Source organism: Candidatus Margulisiibacteriota bacterium, assembly GCA_041650635.1.
Classification (GTDB): Bacteria; Margulisbacteria; WOR-1; order JAKLHX01; family JBAZKV01; genus JBAZKV01.
In genome coordinates, this window is sequence record JBAZKV010000007.1 from 36,799 (window position 1) to 60,682 (window position 23,884).

22 protein-coding genes and 1 tRNA gene are annotated in these 23,884 nt (G+C 48.3%); 12 read left to right on the top strand and 11 right to left on the bottom strand.

Annotated elements, in window-relative coordinates:
* Positions 1-43: 43 nt before the first annotated feature.
* Genes dnaG through ppdK form a run of 3 tightly spaced genes read right to left on the bottom strand, consistent with a single transcriptional unit; the run spans position 44 to position 5,543 of the window.
* Positions 44-1,807 (bottom strand): DNA primase, encoded by a 1,764-nt coding sequence (gene dnaG, locus WC490_03095; GenBank protein MFA5097596.1) that lies wholly within the window; start codon positions 1,805-1,807, stop codon positions 44-46.
* Complete coding sequence (locus WC490_03100) at positions 1,795-2,787, bottom strand: deoxyguanosinetriphosphate triphosphohydrolase (GenBank protein MFA5097597.1); 993 nt, start codon at positions 2,785-2,787, stop codon at positions 1,795-1,797. Before WC490_03100 ends, dnaG begins: the two co-directional genes overlap by 13 nt.
* Before the next feature lie 11 nt (positions 2,788-2,798).
* The gene (gene ppdK / locus WC490_03105; protein MFA5097598.1) at positions 2,799-5,543 is read right to left on the bottom strand and encodes a pyruvate, phosphate dikinase; all 2,745 of its coding nucleotides are present in this window, start codon (positions 5,541-5,543) and stop codon (positions 2,799-2,801) included.
* Positions 5,544-5,714: 171 nt separating this feature from the next.
* Here ppdK and WC490_03110 point away from each other — a divergent pair.
* From WC490_03110 to WC490_03130, 5 genes are all read left to right on the top strand, one after another.
* Positions 5,715-5,787, top strand: a tRNA-Ala gene (locus WC490_03110).
* Positions 5,788-6,214: 427 nt separating this feature from the next.
* Positions 6,215-7,321: an adenine-specific methyltransferase EcoRI family protein gene (locus WC490_03115; protein ID MFA5097599.1), complete on the top strand. Its 1,107-nt coding sequence runs from the start codon at positions 6,215-6,217 to the stop codon at positions 7,319-7,321.
* A 1-nt stretch (position 7,322) separates the two neighbouring features.
* Positions 7,323-7,943: a GIY-YIG nuclease family protein gene (locus WC490_03120; GenBank protein ID MFA5097600.1), complete on the top strand. Its 621-nt coding sequence runs from the start codon at positions 7,323-7,325 to the stop codon at positions 7,941-7,943.
* Positions 7,940-9,109, top strand: coding sequence for a DUF262 domain-containing protein (locus WC490_03125; GenBank protein ID MFA5097601.1), 1,170 nt, complete (start codon positions 7,940-7,942; stop codon positions 9,107-9,109). The genes WC490_03120 and WC490_03125 overlap by 4 nt, the downstream gene beginning before the upstream one ends.
* A gap of 33 nt (positions 9,110-9,142) precedes the next feature.
* A complete protein-coding gene (locus WC490_03130; GenBank protein MFA5097602.1) occupies positions 9,143-9,484 on the top strand; it encodes a hypothetical protein in 342 nt (113 codons plus the stop codon).
* Between the two features lie 109 nt (positions 9,485-9,593).
* Here WC490_03130 and WC490_03135 read toward each other — a convergent pair whose 3' ends face one another.
* Both WC490_03135 and WC490_03140 read right to left on the bottom strand, forming a co-directional pair.
* The gene (locus WC490_03135) at positions 9,594-10,133 is read right to left on the bottom strand and encodes a hypothetical protein (GenBank protein ID MFA5097603.1); all 540 of its coding nucleotides are present in this window, start codon (positions 10,131-10,133) and stop codon (positions 9,594-9,596) included.
* On the bottom strand, positions 10,127-10,555 hold the full coding sequence (locus WC490_03140) for a winged helix-turn-helix domain-containing protein (GenBank protein MFA5097604.1): 429 nt from the start codon (positions 10,553-10,555) through the stop codon (positions 10,127-10,129). The genes WC490_03135 and WC490_03140 overlap by 7 nt, the downstream gene beginning before the upstream one ends.
* A 34-nt stretch (positions 10,556-10,589) precedes the next feature.
* On the opposite strand from WC490_03140, the gene WC490_03145 reads away from it, so the two are divergent.
* Both WC490_03145 and WC490_03150 read left to right on the top strand, forming a co-directional pair.
* Positions 10,590-11,573 (top strand): patatin-like phospholipase family protein, encoded by a 984-nt coding sequence (locus tag WC490_03145; GenBank protein MFA5097605.1) that lies wholly within the window; start codon positions 10,590-10,592, stop codon positions 11,571-11,573.
* 60 nt (positions 11,574-11,633) lie between these two features.
* Positions 11,634-12,026, top strand: coding sequence for a hypothetical protein (locus WC490_03150; GenBank protein ID MFA5097606.1), 393 nt, complete (start codon positions 11,634-11,636; stop codon positions 12,024-12,026).
* Between the two features lie 183 nt (positions 12,027-12,209).
* Here the strand turns inward: WC490_03150 and WC490_03155 are convergent, their stop codons facing one another.
* Positions 12,210-13,235 (bottom strand): DUF933 domain-containing protein, encoded by a 1,026-nt coding sequence (locus WC490_03155; protein ID MFA5097607.1) that lies wholly within the window; start codon positions 13,233-13,235, stop codon positions 12,210-12,212.
* A gap of 82 nt (positions 13,236-13,317) precedes the next feature.
* Here WC490_03155 and WC490_03160 point away from each other — a divergent pair, with 82 nt between their 5' ends.
* Positions 13,318-14,169: a class I SAM-dependent methyltransferase gene (locus WC490_03160; protein ID MFA5097608.1), complete on the top strand. Its 852-nt coding sequence runs from the start codon at positions 13,318-13,320 to the stop codon at positions 14,167-14,169.
* On the opposite strand, the gene rsfS is transcribed toward WC490_03160, so the two are convergent.
* From rsfS to yqeK, 3 genes are read right to left on the bottom strand one after another with little or no spacing between them, the layout of a single operon-like run.
* Complete coding sequence (gene rsfS / locus WC490_03165) at positions 14,153-14,530, bottom strand: ribosome silencing factor (GenBank protein ID MFA5097609.1); 378 nt, start codon at positions 14,528-14,530, stop codon at positions 14,153-14,155. The two genes, WC490_03160 and rsfS, sit on opposite strands and share 17 nt — an antisense overlap.
* On the bottom strand, positions 14,499-15,470 hold the full coding sequence (locus WC490_03170) for an LCP family protein (protein ID MFA5097610.1): 972 nt from the start codon (positions 15,468-15,470) through the stop codon (positions 14,499-14,501). The genes rsfS and WC490_03170 overlap by 32 nt, the downstream gene beginning before the upstream one ends.
* Positions 15,470-16,030, bottom strand: coding sequence for a bis(5'-nucleosyl)-tetraphosphatase (symmetrical) YqeK (gene yqeK, locus WC490_03175; protein ID MFA5097611.1), 561 nt, complete (start codon positions 16,028-16,030; stop codon positions 15,470-15,472). Before yqeK ends, WC490_03170 begins: the two co-directional genes overlap by 1 nt.
* Before the next feature lie 57 nt (positions 16,031-16,087).
* Between yqeK and WC490_03180 the strand changes: the two genes are divergently transcribed.
* Positions 16,088-16,843: a sugar phosphate nucleotidyltransferase gene (locus tag WC490_03180; GenBank protein MFA5097612.1), complete on the top strand. Its 756-nt coding sequence runs from the start codon at positions 16,088-16,090 to the stop codon at positions 16,841-16,843.
* A gap of 19 nt (positions 16,844-16,862) precedes the next feature.
* Positions 16,863-18,167 carry a response regulator gene (locus WC490_03185; protein ID MFA5097613.1) on the top strand — a complete coding sequence of 435 codons (1,305 nt, stop codon included), beginning with the start codon at positions 16,863-16,865 and terminating at the stop codon, positions 18,165-18,167.
* Positions 18,168-18,215: 48 nt separating this feature from the next.
* On the opposite strand, the gene WC490_03190 is transcribed toward WC490_03185, so the two are convergent.
* Both WC490_03190 and glmM read right to left on the bottom strand, forming a co-directional pair.
* The gene (locus WC490_03190) at positions 18,216-20,099 is read right to left on the bottom strand and encodes a hypothetical protein (protein MFA5097614.1); all 1,884 of its coding nucleotides are present in this window, start codon (positions 20,097-20,099) and stop codon (positions 18,216-18,218) included.
* Between the two features lie 992 nt (positions 20,100-21,091).
* Positions 21,092-22,450, bottom strand: coding sequence for a phosphoglucosamine mutase (gene glmM, locus WC490_03195; protein ID MFA5097615.1), 1,359 nt, complete (start codon positions 22,448-22,450; stop codon positions 21,092-21,094).
* Between the two features lie 73 nt (positions 22,451-22,523).
* Between glmM and amrB the strand changes: the two genes are divergently transcribed.
* A complete protein-coding gene (gene amrB, locus WC490_03200) occupies positions 22,524-23,315 on the top strand; it encodes an AmmeMemoRadiSam system protein B (protein ID MFA5097616.1) in 792 nt (263 codons plus the stop codon).
* 40 nt (positions 23,316-23,355) lie between these two features.
* The gene (amrA, locus tag WC490_03205; GenBank protein MFA5097617.1) at positions 23,356-23,865 is read left to right on the top strand and encodes an AmmeMemoRadiSam system protein A; all 510 of its coding nucleotides are present in this window, start codon (positions 23,356-23,358) and stop codon (positions 23,863-23,865) included.
* Positions 23,866-23,884 lie beyond the last annotated feature (19 nt).

Genomic DNA, 23,884 nt, shown 5'->3' on the forward strand with positions numbered 1-23,884 from the left:
GAGGCGTCATCCTATAATGTATCGGACAAAACCCCCTCAAATTTCACAAAGACATCAACCTTCCGTGATGCTCCAGATACTGAGCCTGAAGGCTGCCGAGCTTTTCTATGTCCTTTGCCTCCTCTGCCTCCTTCATCTGTTGTCTAAGCGCCTCTATCCCCGACTTGATCGAATTGGCCTTGAGAACGCAGGAGCAGTCCTTTAGCATGGCGCCCGGGTCCACTATCTCGTGCCGGTCAAGCGCTATCTGCGAAAGCAGCCTCTTTTCCTCCTCTCCCTTGAGCAGATCGGTCACCGAAGCGTACGGCTTTTCTTCTTCCATACCTTCAAAAGTAAGCAGCAGTTCAAAGATGTTCTTTGATACAGGGTCCGAAAATTCCTGAGGCAGTACGGAGCCTTTCAGGGTTTCCCTGACAGAGGGCTCTTCCATCCAAAGTTTTATCAGGGTCCTTTCGGCCTTGAGCACTTTTGAGCCCGGCCTCTTTAGCGGAGCGCTCTGCACGGACCTTCTGCCGTAAAAAGAAGACCTTTTTATCTCGGAAAGCAGGCTGTCCGGATCTATGCCGAGCCTCTGAGCGGCGTACTTTATGTATTCGTCCCTGACTATCCGGTTCTTTTCCTGCGACAGGATGGCGGCGCATTTTCTTGCGGCCTGTGCTTTGCCCTCGGCCTCCTTAATATTGTGCGTCCTTATCGCGGAATCTATCCTGTACCGCGTTGCAGGAAGCGCCGCCTTTAGCAGTTCCCTAAAGCGCTCTGCTCCTTCTTTTTTTATCAGTTCGTCCGGATCTTTTCCTCCGGCAAGCGTTACCACCTTGGGATAAAGCTCCATCTCCCTCATCAGGTCTATCGTTCTGCGCGAGGCCTCGGCCCCGGCCTCGTCGCTGTCAAACACCAGGACCAGCTCCGGACAGAGCCTGCCAAGCGCCTTTATCTGCAGGGGCGTCAGCGAGGTGCCCGAAGAAGCCGCGATATTCTTTATCCCGTGAGCGTAGCAGCGGATAAAGTCCATATATCCCTCTACCAGGTAAGCCCTTTTTTCTTCCTTTATCCTGTCCTTGCTAAAGTTGAGGCCGTAAAGGACAGAGCCCTTGCTGTACACGGGCGATTCAGGCGAGTTTATATATTTTGGAGAACTCCCGTCAAGCGACCTTGCTCCAAAGCCGATCACCCTGCCCTGGATATCCCAGATGGGGAACATCAGCCTTTTTCGGAAGCGGTCGTAATAAGATGAGCCGTCCTCTTTTTTGATTATCAGCCCGGCCTTTTCGATGTCTGCGGGGGAAAAGGAGGCCTGCGTCAGGTGTTTGTAGAGGCCATCCCAGCCGTCCGGAGCAGAGCCAATGCGGAAAAAATCGAGTATCTTTTGGGTCAGCCCTCTTTCGGCGGCGTATTTTTTTGCAGCCTCGTCCTTTTCCAGATTCAACTGGAAAAAGTCGGCGGCTTTGTCGAGTGCGGCATAAAGCGCCCTGTTGTCCTGCCTTAATTGCTTTTCCGCTGAGGCGGCATCAACAGAAAATTCTATCCCGACCCTGTCGGCCACCAGTTTTACCGCTTCGGCAAAAGCAACATTCTCTATCTTCATCAAAAAAGTGAAAACATTTCCCCCCTGGCCGCAGCCAAAACAGTGAAAGAGCTGTTTTTCCTGGCTTACGGTAAAAGAGGGCGTCTTTTCGCTGTGGAAAGGGCAAAGGGCAAGATAATTCTTGCCTTTTTTCTTAAGAGCGGTATAGCCGGATATCACCTCCACTATGTCCGCTTTTTCCCTTATCTCTTCTATCCTGGAGTTCTCTATCACAGGTTCCATTCCGACGGCACGAACAGGCCCATGAAGACCGCTATGGCATACCTGTCGGTCATCCCGGCGATGTGATCCCTTATGAGAGCGGCCAGGGCTTTTTTGCCCTTGCCTTTTTTGAATCCGGGGACAAGTCTCGGCTCTTTCATAAAATGGTCGAACAGGCAGGTCAGAACATGCTCCACTTTTTTATTCTCTCTAATTGAGGTCGGCGAAGTATAGACCTTTTTGAACATGAACCTGTAGAGCCCGTGCAGGACGCTTTCTCCCTTTTTGCTCATTCTGACAATGTTCTTTCCGGCGCTGCTGAGCACCAGGTCTTTCACAAAAGCGTTCACCGTGTCGCTGCCTATGAACTTTCTATAACCTGCAGGAAGGTCCTTCTTTTTTATGATGCCCGAGCGTATCGAGTCGTCAATATCATGATTGATATAGGCTATCCTGTCGGCGTAGCGCACAATAGAACCCTCCAGAGTGCTGGCGCTGGGAAAAGTCCAGGGATGGTTCAGTATCCCGTTCCTTACCTCGGGGGTCAGATTGAGCTTTTCTATGTTATCCGCCACATGCAGGCTCTGGATGTTGTGGTCAAAAGAAAGGCCGTACTTCTTAAGCAGTTTGTCCAGAACGGATTCTCCCGCATGGCCAAAGGGCGTGTGCCCCAGGTCGTGTCCCAGAGCTACCGCCTCGGTCAGGTCTTCGTTAAGCCCCAGCGCCCTTGCTATCGTCCTTGCTATCTGGGCCACTTCCAGAGTGTGGGTAAGCCTGGTCCTGTAGTGGTCCCCGGTTGGGGAGATAAAGACCTGCGTCTTGTGCTTTAACCTTCTGAAGGCCTTTGAATGCACTATCCGATCGCGGTCCCTCTGGTAGCAGGTCCTGATAGGGCAGGGGGCCTCGCTTTTTGCGCGCTTTCCCCCCTTTACGGAAAGAGAAGCCCTTTCGGAGAGGAACTTTTTTTCCCTCTCCTCCGTAAGCCGGCGGATATTTTGCATGCGTTCTTCTATTATTTTAGGACAGCCCTTGCCGCTGCGAGCCGTGCAATGGGCACCCTAAAAGGAGAGCAGCTGACATAGTTCATTCCCGCTTTGTAGCAGAACTCTATGGAAGCAGGGTCCCCTCCATGCTCTCCGCAGATACCTATCTTGAGGTCTTTTCTCGTCTTTCTTCCTCTTGTGATGCCGGTCTTGATAAGTTCGCCGACCCCTTCGGTGTCTATGCTCTGGAACGGGTCAATTTTCAAGATCCCCTTTTCCAGATAATGTCCCAGGAACGAGCCGATATCGTCGCGGCTGAACCCAAAGGTCAGCTGTGTCAGGTCGTTGGTGCCAAAAGAGAAGAAGTGCGCGGCTTCGGCAATCTTGTCCGCTATCAGGGCCGCCCTGGGGATCTCTATCATGGTCCCCACAGAGTAGGGGAGGTTCTTTACCCCGTGCTTGGCTTTTACCTCGTCATAGACCCTCTTGATGATATCGTACTGGTCCTTGATCTCGTTAACGCAGGAGACCACCGGGACCATTATTTCCGGCAGAGCTTTTTTGCCGGACTTGATAAGTTCTGCGGCTGATTCGAAGATGGCTCTTGCCTGTATCTCGGTTATTTCCGGATAGGTAACTCCCAGCCTTACTCCGCGGTGCCCCATCATCGGGTTGCTTTCGCGAAGTACCGAGGCTCTCTTTTCCAGGTCTTCCATATTGATCGAAAGGGCTTTGGCAAGTTCTTCCAGTTTGGCCTTTTCGTGAGGGACAAATTCATGCAGCGGCGGGTCTATCAGCCTGATCGTTACAGGAAGACCGTTCATCGCCTCAAGAGTGGCCTTGATGTCGGACTTCATGTGAGGATAAAGGTCTTTTAGCGCGGCCTTTCTTTCTTCCACCGTCTTAGAGAGGATCATCTTGCGCAGTTCAAAGAGAGGAGCATCGGAGCCCTCGCCGTAGAACATGTGCTCTATCCTGAACAGACCGATGCCCTCGGCCCCAAAGTCCCTTGCCTTTTGAGCGTCCTTTGGAGTGTCGGCATTGGTCCTTATCTTCAGCTTTCTTACGCTGTCGCAAAGCTTAAGGAATTCGTTGAGCAGTCCGCCTTCCTGGCTGGCGTCCACCATGGGAAGTTTTCCTTCGTAGATATTTCCCTTGGTGCCGTTTAGAGTGATCCAGTCGCCTTCTTTAAGGGACTTTCCGGCAATCGTCATGGTCTTGCTGGAATAATCGATGCTGATAGCGGCGCAGCCCACAACACAGCACTTGCCCCAGCCTCTTGCAACAAGCGCGGCGTGAGAGGTCATCCCGCCCCTTGCGGTCAGGACCGCCTGGGCGGCCCTCATGCCTTCCACATCTTCCGGATTGGTCTCTTCCCTAACCAGGATGACCTGTTTTCCTTTTTCGGCCCAGTCAACGGCATCCTGCGAGGAAAACACTATCATGCCGAACGCTCCGCCCGGGCCTGCCGGAAGGCCCTTGGCCAGCGGCTTGTTGGTTTTTTCCGCCTTGGGGTCCACTATCGGATGCAGCAGTTCGTCCAGCTGCTCCGGGGTCACTCTCATGATGGCCTCATCTTTTGTGATGAGCCTCTCTTTTGCCATGTCAACGGCCATTTTTACCGCGGCAGGCCCGTTCCTTTTGCCTATGCGGCACTGGAGCATAAAGAGTTTGCCTTTTTCTATCGTGAACTCTATGTCCTGCATGTCGCGGTAGTGTTTTTCGAGCCTATTCTGAAAGCCGAAAAGTTCCTTATAAAGATGGGGCATGCCCTTTTCAAGAGATACCAGGGCCTTGTTGTTCTCGCTCTTGCTTACCTCGTTGACCGGTGCGGGGGTCCTTGTGCCGGCCACCACATCCTCGCCCTGCGCGTTCACCAGGTATTCGCCGTAAAAATGGTTGTCGCCGTTTCCGGGGTTCCTGGTAAAGGCAACTCCCGTGGCGCAGTCGCTTCCCATGTTGCCGAACACCATTGTCTGCACATTGACCGCGGTCCCCCATTCATCCGGTATATTCTCTATCCTTCTGTAGGACACGGCCCTCTTGCCGTTCCAGGAAGAGAACACGGCCCCAATGCCGCCCCAGAGCTGTTCCATCGGCTCGTCCGGGAATTCCCTGCCAAGGACCGCTTTTACTCTTTTCTTGAACTCTTCGCAGAGGTCCTTGAGGTCTTTTCCTGTCAGGTCGGTATCGGTCTTACACCCTTTTTTCTCTTTTACCTCGTCCATGATCCTCTCCAACTGCCTTCTGATGCCCATCTCATCTTTGGGCTCAATTCCCGCGGCTTTTTCCATGACGACATCGCTGTACATCATGATGAGCCTTCTGTAGGCGTCATAAACGAACCTCTCGTTGCCGCCGGTCTGCTTGATCAAGCCCGGTATCGTTCTTGTGGTAAGCCCGACATTGAGCACGGTTTCCATCATTCCCGGCATGGACTTTCTGGCGCCGGAGCGTACCGACATAAGAAGGGGGTCATTTTCGTCCCCGAACTTTTTTCCCATTATCTTTTCAACTTTTTCGAGCGCGGCCTTTACCTGGGCCTCGAGAACTTTGGGGTATTTTTTCCCGTTCTCATAGTAGTATGTGCAGACATCCGTTGTCAGTGTAAAGCCTGGAGGGACCGGGAGCTTCAATTTTGGATTGCCCGCCATTTCGGCCAGGTTGGCACCCTTTCCTCCAAGCAGATTTTTCATCTTTTCGTTGCCGTCCGCCTTTCCTCCTCCGAAAAAGTAGACGAACTTTTTGGACCCCGAACTTTTTTTAGAAGCCATTTATCTGTTTCCCTTTCTTGTTTTATTTTGCCCAAAAAGCACAAAATTACCCGCATCATGCTGTTCTTTGGGTTGTGCGGGTTTTCCGCACTTCTACATTATAACACAGATTTCACCGCCCGCTTTTTATGTGGTAAAATTGGGTTTGTAAGAGTTCACACCGAGCGAAGCGGGCCTGTAGCTCAACTGGTAGAGCGCTAGTATGGCATACTAGAGGTAAGGGGTTCGACCCCCCTCAGGTCCAAGTTCTTCCACTTTCCAAATTACTTACAACTCAAGGATCATTCAAATAACCCGGGGCCCCTTACCCGGGAAGGGTTGTTAAGGGAAACGGGAGTTTCCCTTAAGGGGTGACAGGCCCGAGCTTGTCGAGGGCCGCCAGAGGGGCGAGAGCCCCTATGGGGAGCGCAAGCGACGGTAAGGGGTTCGACCCCCCTCAGGTCCAATTATATTTAGAGCACAGAGCTTAGAACACAGACCACTGAACACAGTGAAGTGAATAGTCAATAGGATAGCGCCTGTGCTCCGTGTTCGGTGTTCTATGTTCAGTGTTCCATGCTTTCGCTAACTTCCGCTAATCATAACTAACCTCTTGACAAGCTCGAGACAGACGCATTCATGGCTGCTCCAAATTGAAATATCCGGATTTAAACACTATAATGAAGTCCAATATGGCAAACGCCCATCTTACAAACGCAAAAAGAGCAAAGAACGACGAGTTCTATACGCAGTACGACGACATTCAAAAAGAGATCGAAGCGTATGTGGAATATGACCCCGATGTATTCAAAGGCAAGGTTATTTACTGCAATTGCGACGATCCGTTTGAAAGCAATTTTGTCAAATTCTTCGCAAACAGGTTCAATGGTTACGGCATAAAAAAATTGGTGGCAACAAGCTATGTTGGCTCGCCAATTGCCCAGACAGAGTTGCAGTTTTCTATACCCGGAGAGATCAGAAGGAAAAAGGAACTGCCCGAAAAGAAAAGAAAAAAAGCATTTAAAATTGAGATCAATGAAGTGTCTGATCTCACAAAAGATGGCGTAATAAACCTGGATGATGTGAAGTATCTGTTAAAGCACGACAAAAATGCGTCTTCACTTTTGCATGGGGACGAAAAGTACACCGCCGGTGATTTTCGCAGCAAAGAATGTGTGGAGCTGCTAAGGAGATCCGACATTGTTGTAACAAATCCGCCGTTCAGTCTGTTTCGCGAATATGTCAAGCAGCTTTTTGATTACAATAAAAAGTTCGTCATTATCGGCAACATGAATGCGATCACCTATAAAGAAATATTCCCGCTGATCAAAAATAATAAGCTGTGGCTGGGAAATGGATTTAATGCTGGCAATGCATATTTCTTTACGCCAAATACGCGCGATTTTGCTTCCGGGGTTTACGATGAAAAAACAGGCCTAGTGAAATTTCGTAATGTTTGCTGGTTTACAAACCTTGATCACGGACGCCGTCATCAGCCGTTACCGCTTATGACTATGAAAGAAAATTTAAAATACAGTAAGCACAAAGAGGTTAAAGGAAAAAGAACCTATGATAGATATGATAATTACGATGCCATAGAAGTACCGTTTACTGATTCCATTCCGAGCGATTATTGTGGGGTAATGGGGGTGCCAATTAGTTTTCTTGACAAATACAATCCGGACCAGTTCGAGATTGTGAAATTCAGGCATGGTGACGATGGGAAAGACTTGAGATTAAAGGACGGTTCATGTCCATATTTTAGAGTTGTTATTAGACACAAGAAAAGAGGGAAATAACATGAAAGGGATTATTTACATAATGACAACAGCTGTGTCAGGCCTTATAAAAATCGGAAAGTCAGGCACAAAGAATTATTCGGAGCGAATGAGAGATTTGGAAGCCAATGGCTACTATAATGTGGCGGGATTAAAAAGGTTCTTTGCTATTGAACTTGAAGATTATGATGATAAAGAAGACCTTCTGCACGATATCTTCAAAAAACATCAGGTCGGAGAAAGCGAATTGTTCGCGCTTGATCAAGAGCTGTTGCAGCAACTTTTGCTCTCATTTAAGGGTAAGGTCATTTACCCTGAAAATGTTGATCAAGAAAAAGAGTTCGATATGATTTCACATGCTAGAAAAGAAAGCAGATTGTTCAATTTTTACAGGAAGGGCTTAAAAAACGGCGATATAGTGGTCTTTAAGGACGATGAAACGGTAACGGCCGCAGTTGTCGGAGAACGCGAAGTGGAATACGGCGGGCAGATTTGGAAATTGTCGCCTCTTACATATAAGCTTTATGAACAACGAGGTGAATTGAATAAGAGCGGAGCTTATGCCGGCGCGGACTATTTCAAATATAAAGGTAAGATATTGAGAAGTCTGCCGGATATCAATAGAACAGGGGAAATGACATGAAAACGACACTAAAAACCAATATTACAATCAAAGATATTTGTGAAGGGTTTGTCTATAACGAACTTGAAGGAAAAGGATTGTTTGGCTTGTCCGGCAAACTCACTATTCAGCCGGAATATCAGCGTAATTATATTTATGCGTCCGACGGCGGGAAGAAAGAGATCGCAGTTATTGAATCATTGCTCAAAGGTTACCCTATAGGTTTAATATACTTTAATAAAGTTTCTGACGATAAATTGGAAGTTCTGGACGGGCAACAGCGTATAACCAGTGCCGGGCGTTTTGTGACTGATAAATTTGCCATCAAGGATGAAAATGGTCTCGAACAATATTTTAGTGGCATGGCAAAAAACAAACAATCTACGATCCTTGAGACAAAACTGCTCATTTATGAATGTGAAGGGACAGAAAGCGAGATAAAAGAGTGGTTCAAGACAATAAACATTGCCGGTGTGCCGCTTAATGATCAGGAACTGCTAAATGCTGTATACTCCGGCCCATTTGTAACACTTGGCAAGGAAGAGTTCAGCAATAGCCAAAATGCCAACATCCAAAAATGGAGCTCATATGTAACTGGTAGTGCCAGCAGACAGCAGTTTATGGAGCGTGCGCTGGATTGGGTTAGTAAAGGCAATATTGGTGATTATATGAGTCGCCATCGATATGACAAGAATATTACTGAATTGAAAACATACTTCAACACTGTAATAGACTGGATCTCCGGCGTATTTACTGATGTGGAAAGCGAAATGCGCGGGCTCGAATGGGGACAGTTATACGAGAAGTATCATAAGAAAGCATATGATCCTGCTAAAGTGTCAGCACAGGTTCAAAAACTCTATGGTGACCCATATGTAAATAATCGTAGAGGAATATTTGAATATATACTTGGCGGCTCAACCGACACAAAATTGCTCGATGTCAGGGTCTTTGATGAGGCTGTCAAGAGATCTGTGTATGCAAAACAGACGGCTAAAGCCAAGAAAACCGGCAAATCAAATTGCCCTCATTGTGCCATTGGACATGATGCTAATAAGAGTAAAATGTGGAGTTATGCCGATATGGATGCCGACCATGTAGCGGCATGGAGTAAAGGCGGTAAAACAGCAGCTAAGAATTGCCAAATGCTCTGCAAGACGCATAATAGAGCAAAGGGGAATAGGTAAGGTTCCGTATTCATAAGTTGAGAAGGCAGATAAATGATAACGAGCAATAAACAAGCGTTGTTGTTAAATTTTGTTCAATCAGAAGGCCGCGTCTGTCCCATGCCAACATATTGGAATGGACTATATCAGATGCTGCCGGACTGCAAACAATTGCCTTCAGGTGGGTGGGAACCTGCTTTGCCTTTGATCTTGGCTGCATGGGGGGATACTCCGGCACTAATGAAGATGCTTAGATTGAAGGAACATATTGATTATGCAGCAGAAAAAGGTGTGCTGGATAAGGTTGACTCGTATTTAAGGGGGCTTAAACCCGATCAATGGGCGTATGGTGACGGGACCACTGAATGGGCAAAATATAAAAAGCAGAATATTTGAATATGAACCACAAACCTGCCCTTGTCCTCTCCGGCGGTTTCGTCAAAGGCGTCGCGCACATCAGCATTGCCGAAGAAATGAATGCGCGCGGGTATCGTGATGTCTGGAATTATTGTGTATTCAGCAGATCAAGGAATTCTTTATATTTGTCAGGATAACCTTCATTGGCTGACCATCTCATGATCTCTATAAGGTCCACCTTCTGCGATCTTGAAACCATGACCGCCTGGTCAAGAGATTGTCTGTCGTTCCAGTGAAAGAAGGCCGCGAGCCTGTCCTTGACGCTGTCAGTTGGACTTAATAGCTTGAGCACCCCTTTTTTTGTCCTGATCCGGGCTATATCTTTGACAGGTTCTTTGCCCACGGACAGGGGAGCCGGAACAAATTCGACAAAATATTTGCAGCCAACCTTTCTGAAATATTTTTCCGGCATGAGTTTAAAGCCGATTTCTTCCATGGCTGCCCCGATCTTTTTCTCATAGATGGTATCGGTGACAAAATCAAGGTCCCCCGAAATATACCTGTTATTTGTGTATAGAGTGACGCAGGCTCCGCCGGAGAGTACGGCTTCGATACCGTACCGCGAAAGAGAATGCGCAACAAGAACAGCAAGGTCTTTAAGAGGGAGATCCCCGTCTTCGTTTACCACAAAGGTTTTCCTGTCCTTCTTGGGCGCAGTCGGAGGTTGTAGCCTTTTTCTCTGTCTTTTTCCGGCAGGAACGAAAAAGCCTTCTCCAGCAGTTCCTTCACTTCATCAAGCAGCGCGTACCTGGGGTTGAAATAATAAAGCCTGGTCTTGCCTTTTATCTTGCTGACAAGCAGCCCTCCTTTTTCAAGCCGTTTGAACTGGTCCTGGACTGATTGAAGCCTTAGCCCGAATCTTGAGGATATGTTCCTGGCGTACACTTCTTTTTGCGTTAGGAGAGAGAAAAGGATCCTTTCGCTTACTTTGTTGCCGAATATAACTTCTAACATATCAGAAAAAATATTATCAAAAAGCACCAGGGATGTCAATGACCCGAAAAGCGTGTCATATGACCCGAAAACCGTGTCGGTTATTAAATGGTTCAAGTCCGGTTTTCCATGCTATAATTCCCGCAAATATATGAAATCCAAACTCGCCCTCGTCTTATCCGGCGGTTTCGTCAAAGGCGTCGCGCACATCAGCATTGCCGAAGAAATGAATAAAAGGGGATATGTCCCCGGTGTCTTTGTCGGGACCTCTATTGGCGCGGTGTTCTCTGTTCTTCTCGGCCTATATGACGACCCAAAGATGGTTAAGCGGATAACGCAGGATTTTGTCAAAAGCCATATATGGCCACAGCTTGTTTCAATAGATATATTCTCAAAAGCTGGCCTGTTCGAATCAAAAGAAGCGATTAAATTGATAGCAAAAGAAGCAGGATTTGCAGGGAAGACTTTTAAAGCACTTAAAAAGCCTGTTTATGTAACTTCAACAGACCTCAATACCGGAAAGCTCATAGTATTTGGTAAAGACAAGAACATGCTGCTGTCAGAAGCCTTAGAGGCCTCAATCTCTTTCCCTGTTATCTTCAAACCAAAGAAAATGCCCCTTCGACAAGCTCAGGGTAAAGTTAAAATGATGGCTTTGGCTGATGGCGGCATTCGCGAAAACTGTCCGATATCGGTTGCGGCAAAGATACCCGGAGTTAAAAGGATAGTAGCCTGCGATCTTGGCTACTGCGGACAATCAAAAGGCGACTTTAACAGGAAAAATGCGCTGGATGTGTTTATGCAATGCCTTGATCTAACGACTTCATTCTCCCAGATAAACCGGTATATCAATGATGAGGTGTTTATAAAGAACGAAATAGCGGTCAGGATAATCAATCCCGGCATATTCGATATCCTGCCGTTTGATTTTAAAGAGATACCCTCTATCATAAACAGGGCTTCAAAAACCGCAAAGAATATTTTTGGTCGATTCAAAACACCCGATAAGTTCTTCCGTTTCTGGAAATCAGACCCATTCAGGGAAGAATATATGACTGTTGAGCATATAGGGAGGAAAAAGACGAATGCGTTTGAGATTATAGACTTTTCATTAGCGAATGCGCCTGCCCGCTGAAGTACCGAACGAAGCGGAGGGGCGAAGGAGGGTTTGAGGCGATAGATTTTGGATAATGTCATGAAAAAAACAGACAATATCAGAATTGGGAATTATGAGTTTGATGTGTTTTATCAAAAAAACGGTGCGCGCAAGACGATTTTTGCAAAAGGCACCGACAGTCTTTACAAGTTTGCCGAAAAGATCATAAAGGAATTTGGATTTGCGTTGGACCATTGCTTTGGATTCTACGGCAGTTTTGAAAAATTGAGCAATTCATCAAAGGCGTATGAGCTTTTTGTTGATACCGGAGATGAACCGTTAAGCCAATATTCAAAAGGCGTTAAAAAGTCAAAAATTCATCAAGCGTTCACACAACCGGGCGAAATGATGTTATTCCTGTTCGATTACGGAGATAATCACAGGTTTGCGGTCAAATTGATGCATATACTGGCGGGGAAATTGCTAAAATAAAAACCCCCGTGACCCCGAGCTTGCCAAAGGGTGGGTACAGTTTATACTTACCCTTGAGATATCTACGACAGGCGGAGTCCAGAAAATGAACTGCTCCAACGCAGAAGGCATTTTCCGCATAATTCAATCAATCCTTTCGCCGAAAGCAGATCGAAGAATGATCTTTTGGGGCGAACCGGGTTTTTACACATTAAATCTAAAGCTCAAAATATCCCCGTCCTCAACTATATAATCCCTGCCCTTGAGGTGGAATTTGCCGGCCTCTTTTAGTTTTGCTTCGGAGCCGGCCTCTATCAGGTCGCCGTATTTGAACATCTCGGCCCTTACAAAACCTTTTTTGATGTCGGTGTGGATGGCGCCCCCGGCCTCGCCGGCGTCGCTGCCTTTTTTGATGGTCCAGGCCCTGACCTCGTCCTCTCCGACGGTAAAGAATGAGATAAGGCCCAGCGCCTCATAGGCGGCCCTGGTCATAACATTAACGGGAGGTTCGTCTATCTTCAATTCCTTCATGAATTCAAGGCGTTCTTCATCAGAGAGCTGTTTTAACTCCTGCTCTATCTCTATGGAAAGCAGGACGCCTTTGCCGCAAAATTCTTTTTCGATCCCGGCAACCAGGTCTTTGTCCGATAGTTTATTCTCCGAAACATTGCCGACAAAGATGTGAGGTTTCATCGTCAAAAGCTGCAGCGCCCCAAGGACTTTCAGCATTTCCTGCGAAAACCCTCCGTCCCTTACGGGGACCTCTTTTTCCAGCAGTTCCTTAGCCTTTTCCAGCACAACTTTTTCCTTTTCGATGTTCTCGCCGTGCTTTTTTTTCAGTTCCCTGGCTATATTTTCCAGCCTCTTTTCGACCGCCATCAGGTCGTAGATTATCAGTTCCGAAGAAAAACGCCTCGCGTCATCGATAAAGGAGTCTCCCTTTGCCACAAAGCACAGTTCATCTGCGTTCTTCATAAGAGACAGCATTTGTGTCTTTAAAGGGCCGGAAAGATCAAAATCGGGGAGGAGCTCATATTCAATTTTTGCGTATGAAGTCTTTTTTGGCTTATACAGTTCTATAAGTTTTGTTATCCGAGGATCAATGACCTCGCAAACGCCTTTAAAAACTTCCTGCGGTTTGCCGTCTATGGTTTCCTGCGGGATGGAGCAAAGCACCGAAAAGAGGTTCTTATGGCCGGAAAACGGGTAGCCGATCAGCGAAGCTTTCATAAAACCATTCTAACACATTGATAAAGATCTGCTCCGGGATGAAATTGCAGCGGATCTCCTTCGACAATATAGGGGTGCTTTAATGAGGATCGCGGCAAGAACTAAAGTAAATGATCTGTCGGGACAGAGCGCTTGGCATCTGATCTGTCCCGGCGCTATGAGCGTTCTGTATCAACGCATGATGTGGGACCGCATGCCGGAGCGCGGGCGCGTTTTGGAAATAGGCGCGGGCTGCGGCGCCCCGCTGCAGTTCTATACCGCAGAGCAGAGGGGCCGGGTCACTGCTCTTGATATTGACGGCAGAGCCCTGAAAACGCTGAAAAAGACATATCCCGAGGTGGAAACGCTTGTCTGCGATATCAGGGATATAAAAGCGGAGAGCTCAGCTTTTTCTGCCTGTATAGGTTCCAATGCCCTGTACCTTGCGACCTCTGAGGAACAGCTTGCCGGCGGTTTTTTTGAGATCGACAGGATATTGTCTGATAACGGCCGCATAGCTCATATAATGTCAGGACTGCCGGCCAATCTGCTCGAGGATTGGAGCCCGGATAACAAACCCGACCCCTCGGACCCCGAGTCGTACTGGAGGGCTTACCAAAAGATCAGCAGCACAATGGTAAAACTCCTAAAAGCTTCCGGCTACAGAGCACACTCAAGACTTGTCAGGACATCGGTCGCCAGGCCTTTGGAAGCTTTGAATGATGTTCAGCGGCAGCTTCTTCCGTTTACAGAAGAGCTGTATTCCGGCTTTTGCTTTGATATGTGTTTTGGTGTTGCCGCGGTCTCAAACCCTTCGGGTTGTGTCCCGGAAGGATATTACGAGGAATCGATGCTCGCCTATGTGCTTTTTGCGCAGAGACCGGGCCAGGGGACCCTGTCATCGGTGTTGGCCAGGATTTTTGACTTTGGCCGAACTATCAAACATGGTAGGTAAAAGCGCTCTTTTCCCAGAGTTTTTCGAGGGCGTATTTTTCTCGTTCCTGCCTTCCCATAACATGGGCAACCACACCGATAAGGTCAAGCACCATCCAGTTGGAATCCCTTTTGCCCTGCCATTTACCGTCCTTTATCCCTGCTTTTGAAAGCGCCTCATCGATGCCGTCGCGCAATGCCTGGACATGCGGGGAGGAATTGCCGCTGGCAAGCACCATATAATTGCACACGGAAGAGGTTTTTCTGATGTCTATTATTTCCAGGTCCAGCGCCTGTTTGTCCTGCGCGGCTTTGGCTATGAGGCTGGCTATAGCATTCGAGGAAAGGGCCTTAGTTCTGCCCGGTTTGGCCTTGAGCTTCACTTATCCTTCTTTCTTTCAAAAATCTTTCGACTATTGCCGGCACCCTGCTCATATCCGGTTCCAGATAGTAGACCCCGTCGATCTTGGTAGAATTGCCGGGCAGCTGGGCCATCATAATGTTGCCCATCTCATAAGCCTGGCGCGATACCGAGGCTATCCCCATTATCTGCGAGGCCGAAAGATTGGTCTCCACGCTTCCGGCAAAATCCATTATGATGTGGTAGGTCTGGCTGAGCCCCCTGGTCTTTGAGATCTGCTGTGCAACAGCGTCCAAAAACTTCTGCTGCCTTGATATCCTGCCAAAATCGGACTGGTTATCGTGCCTGAACCTGAGATAGCCGATAGCCTGCCGTCCCGAAAGCTTCTGGACCCCCGGCTTTAGGTCTATATGCAGGCCCCCGGCGTAGTCCACATAGTACATCCTTTTTTCCACATCAAGGGTGATCCCCCCCATGCGGTCTATCAGCTTTTCAAGACCGTCAAGATTTACCTTGATGTAATACTCGATAGGGACCTGTAAAAAGTTGGAGGTTGTCCTGCAGGCAAGGTCGGCCCCTCCAAAAGCATAGGCATGGTTTATTTTATCCAGCCGGACCCCGGGGATAACCACCAGCGTGTCCCTGGGTATGGAGATTATTCCAAGGCTTTTTGTTGCGGGATCAACATGCGCCACCATCACTGTGTCCGACCTTCTTACCCCGGCAGTGGCATCAACCCCCAGAAGAAGCACATTGGTGCTGGGCAGATTGTTCACGGTGGGGGACAGCGAGAACAGCATCTCAAAGGCCAGTATCCTTGTGACTATGAAAGCGGCAAAAAAGCCGAAACTGGCCGACATAGCCACCAGAAAAACAGGGATGACGACCATCCAGAACTTCCAGGCCCCACCTTTGCCGGGTGCCTGCTTGTGAGGGGCCATGGGGTCCGAGAAGTTTTCCATTATTTGTTCAGGTAATAATTCCTTGTCGTCAGGGTCTGTTCGAAGATGGGAGCTTTTCTTTCCAGAAGATATTTTATCATTTCTTCGGCGACGAGGGCAACAGTTTTATCAAGGTTCTGTTTTGCCAGACGGCGCAGCCTGCGCAGCCCGGGCCATTTGCGTCCCGGGGCTATATGGTCCGAGATATAGATGACCTTTTCCAGTCTTGACATGCCGGCCCTGCCGCTGGTGTGATGCTCTATCGCCTTTAAAACATCCCTGTCTTTGATGCCGAAGAGCTTTTTTGCCAGATGGGCGCTCACAAAGCTGTGAAAAAGATGGTAATGCCCCGAATCTTTCAGCCCGGGAGGAAGCCTCAGCCTTTTTGCGCTCCTTAAAAGAGACCCGCGTTCCATTCCCTTGGCGCAGTCGTGCAAAAGGCCGGCTGTTTTAGCCCTTTCGACGCTGACGCCGTGAATTGAGGCAAGGCGCGCAGCGGTCTTGGCAACGCTCAGGCTGTGCCTGTACCTGTCATGTCCTATCAGCGTCCTGAGCTTTTTCTTTAAGGCCTCTTTGTCCATGCAGTTCAAATATAGCGCAACTTGAGGGCTTAAGCAATGATATAATGTGTCTTGAAAATGAAAAAGACCGTTGCGCTCATACTTGCCGCGGGCAAGGGCACCAGGATGAACTCGGACAAGCCTAAGGTCCTTCACACCCTCTGCGGAGCTCCTATCCTCAACTATGTGCTGGAGGCGGTCAACGCGCTTCATCTAAGGGATGCCTACATTATTGTAGGCCACAAGGCCGACCTGGTAATGAAAAAGTACAAGCACCTAGACCTTAACTTTATAGAGCAAAAAGAGCAGCTTGGCACCGGGCACGCGGTGATGCAGGCCGAAAAGGTCTTAAAGGACAGGGACCTTACCGTTCTGGTCATAAACGGGGACATGCCCTTTATAAAAAGCACCACGCTTAAGCAGCTGGTAGAGCTTCACCGCTCAAAAAAAGCTTCTGCTACGGTCCTTACAGCCTGCGTGGAGGACCCCGCCGGATACGGCAGGATAATCAGGGATTTAGGCAGGGACGTGGAAAAGATAGTGGAGCAAAAGGACGGCAGTCTTGGGGAACTTGAAGTAAAAGAGATAAATACGGGCACCTATTGCTTTGAGAACGCTGATCTTGCCGAGGCTCTGCAGCAGGTACGGCCCGAGAATTCGCAGCACGAATACTACCTGACCGATGTCATCAGCATCCTGCGCAAAAAAGGCAAAAAGGTGGCCGCGCTGTGCGTGGAAGAGCCCTTTGAGGCCATGGGGATCAACTGCAGAGAGCATCTTGAGGAAGCCGAAAAAAGGCTGAAAGCCGGCAAAAAAAAGCCGTTCGTGGTATAATCTGCCGTAAAGGCAAGGCATGAAAAAACTTCTTCTTTTTTCAAAGGACAAAGGTCTGCTGCAGTACCTGGAAAGCGGACTCGACAGGAGCCAGTACAAGGTAGAGCTTTTTGAGGCGCTGTCGGAGGCGGCGGACCACATTAGGCAAAAACTGTCCGACATAGCTCTTATTGACGCCGACGGCCAGGAGCTTGCTCCAGATGAGATCTTCAGATCTTTTAAGAACATCGCGCCAAGGCTCAAGGCAATAGTCCTTAGCTCTACAAAGGATGTTTCGCAGGCCGTTTCTTCCATAAAAGCCGGGGTCTTTGACTTTTTGGCAAAACCTGTTTCTTTAGAGTCCCTTAGAACGGCCGTTGACAGCGCTTTTATCTCTAGGCTGCCAAAAAACCGGGCTGGCCTGTTTTCGGAGGAACTATGGCTAAAAGGCTCGGGCCAATCCATTACGGATTTTACCTGCCTTATGGCAGAGGCCGCGCAGACCGAAAAAGATGCCGTGATACTTTTTCCTAAGGGAGCCCCGGCAGTCCGCGCCGCAGGCCTCCTCCACAGCGCGGGATTTAACAAGAACCGAAGGCTTGCGGTAATGGACCTTGCCGATTATTCGAGGCAGGACAGCGAGGCGGCATTCTGGACAGCCTTAAAGGACCATTTTGCCCAAAAGGAGGCCTCAAAGGAAGAAGGAGGCGAAGACCTGGCCGGGACAGTGTTCCTCAACAATTTTGACAGGACAAGCGACCACTTTAGGAAGCTGCTGCTTGATCATCTGATAAGCCGCAGGGACCAGCGCTGCGACAGGTCTGTAAAAGCCGTACTGGGAGCACGGGCGCTTTCCGAGGAAGAAAAAGAAAAGGTCTCAAAGATATTTGATATCATCTGTATCCCGCCGCTTATGGAGCGCAAAGAGGACCTGCCCGTGCTTGTTCAGGCCTACGCGGATGGTTTTGCCCAAAAATACGGCAAGACGGTGAAGGGCTTTTCCAAAGAAGCGCTTTCCTTTTTGCTGGACCACGACTGGCCCGGCAATTATGCCGAGATGGAGGCCCTTATCGAGAACGCGGTGCTTTTGTGCCGCGGCGAGTTCATTGAATACGGCGACCTTATGGCGGACCTGCAGATGCTTACCGGGATCTGCGCAAAGAGAGCGCTTTTATCCGGCAGGTGGGAGCTCTCAAAGGCCAGAGAGCTTTTTGACAGAAGTTTAATAGAAACGCTTATACTGGGCTGCGAAAATGACCTTGACAGGACAGCCGCGCTTTTAGACCTGCCCAAGACCGTGCTTTTGGAAAAAATGAGTGAACTCAACCTCAAGACAGAAATCTAATCCCGGGGCTGCGCGACCCTGAACGGATACCAATTAATCGTAAGATCACTAAAAAGTCCGCCGATTATTAGGCACAGTTCTGAATTGGGGGATATGGTCTCGAATACTGCCAATAATAGGCCGTGATAATATACCGCCTTTGCTCATATCATATGAGCCGGTAGGGTTTTTCGCATCGTAACCAATTTTCCTTTCCCCAAAAAAGAACCACAACGAATTATTTGCCATGCTATCTAGATTTTTCCATGAAACAGAGGATATGCCTCCTTCTTCATCAAATGTGAATCCCGCTAAATTGGTAGACACATCCGGCGCCAGTATGTGTTTTGCCTGAGGGAATATATCCCTGAATGCATTTGGCAGATTGACCTGCCCCCCCCTGCCTTGTGCGCCGTAGCAGGTTACAAATACTACTCTTCCGTTATCCGAGAGACAGTTTGAAATTCCTTCGTTAAGCAGCTGGTCTTTATCTCCAAGGTCTAGATAGAAGTGTTCGAGTTCATCAGGTGTTCGTCCTATTTCTGTCGTATCGGGTCTGTCCAGCTCCAAGTGAGAGCCTCCGGCGCCATGACCTCCTATGATTATTTGGTATGCCGGGGTTTTGCCTTTTTGAGTGCAATTCTTTAGGGCGTCAATCAGTTCTATATCGGTAGAGCACTCGTAGTATACTACGGCATATTCCTCCCCTGTCTTTGCCCTTTGATCGCACAACTGGGAAAGAGCATCATTCTGCGATGTAAAAGCAAAATTGCTGTCATCAACCGGATAAAGAACAACGGTCTTTAATCCGCTTTCGGCAATGTTCTTTCTGTTCCTGATGATCTTTTCAAGATCGCTATAATAAAACCGTTCTGGCCAGCGGATATTCAATTCTTTAAGGTCTTTTAGCAGGTCTCTAACCTTTTGTGGGAGGTCTTGATCATTGATCAAGTGCTGAAATATTTCGCCGTCTTTCAGCCTTAATAAGCCGCCGATCACTTTCAGGCACGCGGATTGATATGCTTTGTCGTCATTGTCGAACATCTTTGAAAGCATTCCTTTAATGCAGCTCAAAGCCTTTTCACTTCCTGATCCGGCAAGCTTTACAAGGATGTCAACAAGAAAAATCTGTAACTTCCCGGGAGATTCAGAGAGAATCTCTTTTTCTAACCACGCGACCCGATTTTCAAGTTTTTTCAGCAATTCGCCGGTGTCATGTTGTATCGCATCGGCAAATATTTGTGCTATAGCTAATTTATGCAAATGGGTTAATTTCTCATCCGTTGGCATATCACTTTTCAGGCTGTCAAAAAGAACATCCTCAAATACTGCTATTTCTTTTGCGCCTCTGGCTGGATCTTCTTTTGTCAGATAAAAAAGAGACTCGATCAAAGAATAGAGAATCCTATGGTTCGGAGTATTCTTTAATCCTGTCCAGACAAATTCGATCGCGGCGGCATCTCCAGTTCTGATCGCGGCTATAATGATGCTTTTTTCAGCCATTTGTTGGATTTCCGGTCCGACATTCGGATGTCCGGATTCTCCGATAAGAATGATGGTAGCCCTATTATTGCCTTTTCTCGCGGCATGAGCCAATATGTTTGCTGCTAAGAATTTTACCGCTTCGGGCAAACTCTTTTCTTTTAGGGATTCTTCCGCAAAATCCAGGGCTTTATCGTTCCCTCTTTCTGCTGCTATCAAAAGGAATCTTGCTGCAATTAATTGGTCCGGCCCTGGCACTCCTTTTATTTCTTTAATAGAAGAAATAAAAGTGCCGATGTTCTCCTCTATAATGGCATATGCCGGCTCAATTCCCATGGATACCACTATTCCAAGAAACTCCGTCAATAATACTCTTGCATGCACACCTGCAATTTCTCCCTGCACCAACTTTTGAAGAAGTCCCCTCATTTCTTCAAATATGGTTTCACTCTCGGTTTTTCCGTTTTCCATGGCTTTATACAGCAAGTCAATGGCAAGATGAAAATACATCTCGTTAGAAGGATCGTCCGCTTCTTTTTTTACTATTGCGATCAGTGATCCGCGCAGTCCGTACAGGTCCTTTATTGCTTCGGCTGATTGCGCACGTAAAAAAATGGACAGCGCTGCTGCTTTTAGCCCTTCGTTTTCGGAATTCTCGACCATGTCTTTTAATGCTCTTCCGTAAAGCGACAGCATCTCATCCATCTCTTCTTGCGTGAGAGTGAGTTCAAGCACCTCAATTACCGCCCGAGCCCAAACCTCATTGTTTTTATGATCTAATATCGCGTTCCTGATATTGTCTTTTCCGATCAAGTCTTCGATCTCGGCGCGGCTTTTGGGAGCGGAAGATGCAGACATAAGAAGTCGAAGCGCGTAGGCCCTGCAAGTGTTGGATATGCCGGCGCTCTTTATGGCGTTTACCAATTCAGAAGATATGCTTTCTAAGTCCCGGGAGAGCGCTTCCAATGAAGCCCTTGCTGCGCGAGTGTCTGTATTGGCTTGCTGACAAGTCAGGCTAATTGCACGGATAGTATTTATCATGGACCTCATCGCTTCGTTTTTTTGATCCTCGGTTGCTCCGGGGTCCAATATAATGTCTTTTGCGGTCCTGTTTTTCGTATTATCTTGAGGTCTTTCGGTGCTTTCTGACTGTCTGTTCTGAGGGGGTACGGCTGTTTTCCCTGGTCTTGGATGTATTCCATAAACTCCTAAAAACATGTTCCTTCTCCTTTTCTAGTACAAGCCCATTTATATTACTATCGCTGCCAGGACAGGTTTTCTTGTGTATGTTTTTGGTGCGGCCTGGAAATCTTTGACATCCGGGGCAAGTTGTTTTCACGGGAACAGAGTTTTAGGGCCTATCGGGGGGTTGGCAATGAATTCATCTCTCTTGACAGAGATAGCAAATAGAATGACATCGGCGCGCACTTGTCAAAGTTCCGGTTGCGAGGCTGGGCCATTACTTAGGCAAGTTGTCTGATACCCTGTATCAGTTTTTCCACGTAAATCCGGTCTTTTCCTTCCGCTATGAACCTGACCACAGGCTCGGTGTTGGAAGGCCTTATGTGCACCCAGCCCTTTTTGAACTCTATCTTTGAGCCGTCGGTTTCATCGACTTTTTCCCCGGGGTACTGTTTTTTTACAAGACTGATAAAGTCCGCTATCTTATCCTCTTTCATCTCTATCTTGTCCTTGATCATCACATACGAAGGGATCTCTTTTGCAAGTTCGCTAAGGGTTTTTCCGGTCGTGGCCATGTATTCAAGCACCAGGGCAATGCCCGACAGGCTGTCCCTGCCAAAACCAACTTTGGGAAAGATCACTCCTCCGTTGCCTTCTCCTCCTATCAGGCAGCCATTTTCTTTCATCTTTTCCGACACATTTACCTCTCCAACCTTGGTCCTTATCACTTCGGCTCCGTATTTTTTTGCAATATCATCCAGCATCCTTGAGGTGGACAGATTGGCCGCAACACAGAGGCCTTTTTTCCCCTTGTTCTTTTCAAGAAGATGGGCGGCGCAGAGGGCAAGCGAATACTCTTCGCCTATTGCAGACCCTGTGTCCGATACTATGGAAAGCCTGTCGGCATCAGGGTCCTGGGCAAATCCGATGTCGGCCTTTGTCAAAAGGACCAGCTTTTCCAGAGCCCCCAGGTTTTGCGGCACCGGCTCCGGTCCCCTCTGGAACTCCTTTCCCGTGTCATCATTTATTGCTATGACCTGGCAGCCCAAAACCGACAGCAGTTCTTTTGTTATCTTTGATCCCGCTCCGTTGCCGGGGTCAAGCGCCACGGTGATTTTTTTTGACCTTATAAGGGAGGCGTCAACGTTTTTGATGATCTTTTCCAGGTGGAGACAGCGCGCGCTTTCCTTTTCTTCAAAAAAAGAGGAGATCAAACCGGCAGGGGCAGTTTTACCTGCATTGGTTTTTTTGTTCTTTTCGTATTCTTTGATAAGCGAGGTCGCTTCTTTTTCGTTCAAAAAGACGCCGTCTTTGGTGACGAACTTGAGCCCGTTCCACTGGCTGGGGTTATGGCTGGCGGTAATAACAATGCCGCCGTCAAGCCCGAGTTCTTTTGTTATGACCTGTACGGTAGGCGTGGGGGCTATCCCAAGCCAGACCACGCTCACTTCTTTGGCGCAGAGCTCATCCAGCACTATGTCCGAAACGAACTTTCTTGACAGCCTGGTATCGGTCCCAAGAGCTATCTTTCTACAGCCGGAATATCTGATATAGGCCCGGATAAAAGACCGGATAAACTCTTCCGTAAGCGACTTTCCGACGATGCCCCTTACTCCGGAAATGGTTATCTTAAGCGACATGGAAAGATTATAGCACGGGAGCCTGATCCAACCGATTGCAGTTATCCTTGCTTTGTTATATCATGATCCCGAAATGTCAAATGTCATCTATGGGATAATTGCCCCTCATCCGCCTATCATAGTGCCCGAGATAGGGGGGGCTAGGATCGCACAAGCAAGCAGCACCAGGTCTGCCATGGAAGAAGTTTCAAAAAAGGCAAAGAGCCTCAAGCCTGATGTGCTGGTGATTATCACTCCGCACGGAGATATCTCGGCAACTACCGTCCATGTTTATTCAGGTCCTGTTCTTGAAGGCGACTTCTCAGCCTTTGGGGATAAGAAAGTAAAGCTCAAATGCAAAGGAGAGCCTGTTCTTGGGCATAAGACGGTTGGCGAGGCAAAAGCATCGGGACTTTACGCGGCAGAGGTCCCGGAATCTTTTCTGGACCACGGGGTTTTGGTCCCGTATTACTTTCTAAAACAAGCCGGGCTTAACTGTACGGTCCTGCCGATAGCCGTCAGCCTTGCCTCTCTTAAGGAGTTGTTCGAAGTCGGCAGGGCGCTTTCTAAAGCGGCGTTAAGTTCGGGAAAGAAGATAGTTGTAGTTGCATCTTCTGATATGTCGCACAAACTGACACAGGACGCCCCGGGCGGCTACAGCGCAAGGGGAAAAGAATTTGACGATAAATTGGTTGAACTTGTAAAAAAGGATGACAGGGACGACATCCTTAGCTTTGACCCTGTTCTTGCCGAAGCCGCCGGACAGGACGCGCTCTGGTCTATAGCCATCCTGCTGGGGGCCTTGGATGGTTCCGCCCTAAAGAGCAGGGTGCTTTCTTACGAAGGACCTTTTGGGGTTGGCTACATGGTGGCGGAATATAGATAGAAATAGAAAGGGGCAGGCGGCCGCCTGCCCATACAAGGATATGCACGCAATAGTTGAATTAGCAAAAAGAACGATAGAGGCCTATGTTAAAGGCGGCAGGATCATTGATCCGCCCGAGGACCTTTCGGAAGAAATGGAGCAGAGGGCAGGGGTCTTTGTTTCCATACATAAGAAGGACGGCTCTCTGCGCGGCTGCATCGGTACCTTTTCCCCTACCCAGAAAAATGTGGCGGAAGAGATCATCATGAACGCGATCTCGGCTGCCGCAAAAGACCCCAGGTTCCCTCCAATTACCCCGGACGAACTGGGCGGGCTTGACATCTCTGTGGACATTCTCAGCGCTCCGGTTTTAATAAAAGACAAAAAAGACCTTGACGCGAAAAAATTTGGTGTTATTGTTAAGTCAGGATACCGCAGGGGGCTTCTTTTGCCCGACCTGCCGGGAGTTGACAGCCCCGAGCAGCAGATAGAGATTTGCCGCATGAAGGGCGGGATCGGGGAAAAAGACCAGGTTGAATTGTATCGATTTGAGGTTAAGCGGTATCATTGATTTTTTGATAGGGGCAGGC

Bases quoted from the DNA above. Each gene is read 5' to 3' on its own strand.
- WC490_03120 (MFA5097600.1), top strand. From the start codon at position 7,323: ATGAAAGGGATTATTTACATAATGACAACAGCTGTGTCAGGCCTTATA.
- WC490_03155 (MFA5097607.1), bottom strand. From the start codon at position 13,235: ATGAAAGCTTCGCTGATCGGCTACCCGTTTTCCGGCCATAAGAACCTC.
- ppdK (MFA5097598.1), bottom strand. From the start codon at position 5,543: ATGGCTTCTAAAAAAAGTTCGGGGTCCAAAAAGTTCGTCTACTTTTTC.
- yqeK (MFA5097611.1), bottom strand. From the start codon at position 16,030: ATGGACAAAGAGGCCTTAAAGAAAAAGCTCAGGACGCTGATAGGACAT.
- WC490_03170 (MFA5097610.1), bottom strand. From the start codon at position 15,470: ATGGAAAACTTCTCGGACCCCATGGCCCCTCACAAGCAGGCACCCGGC.
- WC490_03115 (MFA5097599.1), top strand. From the start codon at position 6,215: ATGGCAAACGCCCATCTTACAAACGCAAAAAGAGCAAAGAACGACGAG.
- WC490_03125 (MFA5097601.1), top strand. From the start codon at position 7,940: ATGAAAACGACACTAAAAACCAATATTACAATCAAAGATATTTGTGAA.
- WC490_03180 (MFA5097612.1), top strand. From the start codon at position 16,088: ATGAAAAAGACCGTTGCGCTCATACTTGCCGCGGGCAAGGGCACCAGG.
- WC490_03130 (MFA5097602.1), top strand. From the start codon at position 9,143: ATGATAACGAGCAATAAACAAGCGTTGTTGTTAAATTTTGTTCAATCA.
- amrB (MFA5097616.1), top strand. From the start codon at position 22,524: ATGTCAAATGTCATCTATGGGATAATTGCCCCTCATCCGCCTATCATA.
- WC490_03145 (MFA5097605.1), top strand. From the start codon at position 10,590: ATGAAATCCAAACTCGCCCTCGTCTTATCCGGCGGTTTCGTCAAAGGC.
- glmM (MFA5097615.1), bottom strand. From the start codon at position 22,450: ATGTCGCTTAAGATAACCATTTCCGGAGTAAGGGGCATCGTCGGAAAG.
- WC490_03185 (MFA5097613.1), top strand. From the start codon at position 16,863: ATGAAAAAACTTCTTCTTTTTTCAAAGGACAAAGGTCTGCTGCAGTAC.
- WC490_03100 (MFA5097597.1), bottom strand. From the start codon at position 2,787: ATGCAAAATATCCGCCGGCTTACGGAGGAGAGGGAAAAAAAGTTCCTC.
- dnaG (MFA5097596.1), bottom strand. From the start codon at position 1,807: ATGGAACCTGTGATAGAGAACTCCAGGATAGAAGAGATAAGGGAAAAA.
- WC490_03160 (MFA5097608.1), top strand. From the start codon at position 13,318: ATGAGGATCGCGGCAAGAACTAAAGTAAATGATCTGTCGGGACAGAGC.
- WC490_03150 (MFA5097606.1), top strand. From the start codon at position 11,634: ATGAAAAAAACAGACAATATCAGAATTGGGAATTATGAGTTTGATGTG.
- amrA (MFA5097617.1), top strand. From the start codon at position 23,356: ATGCACGCAATAGTTGAATTAGCAAAAAGAACGATAGAGGCCTATGTT.
- WC490_03190 (MFA5097614.1), bottom strand. From the start codon at position 20,099: ATGGAAAACGGAAAAACCGAGAGTGAAACCATATTTGAAGAAATGAGG.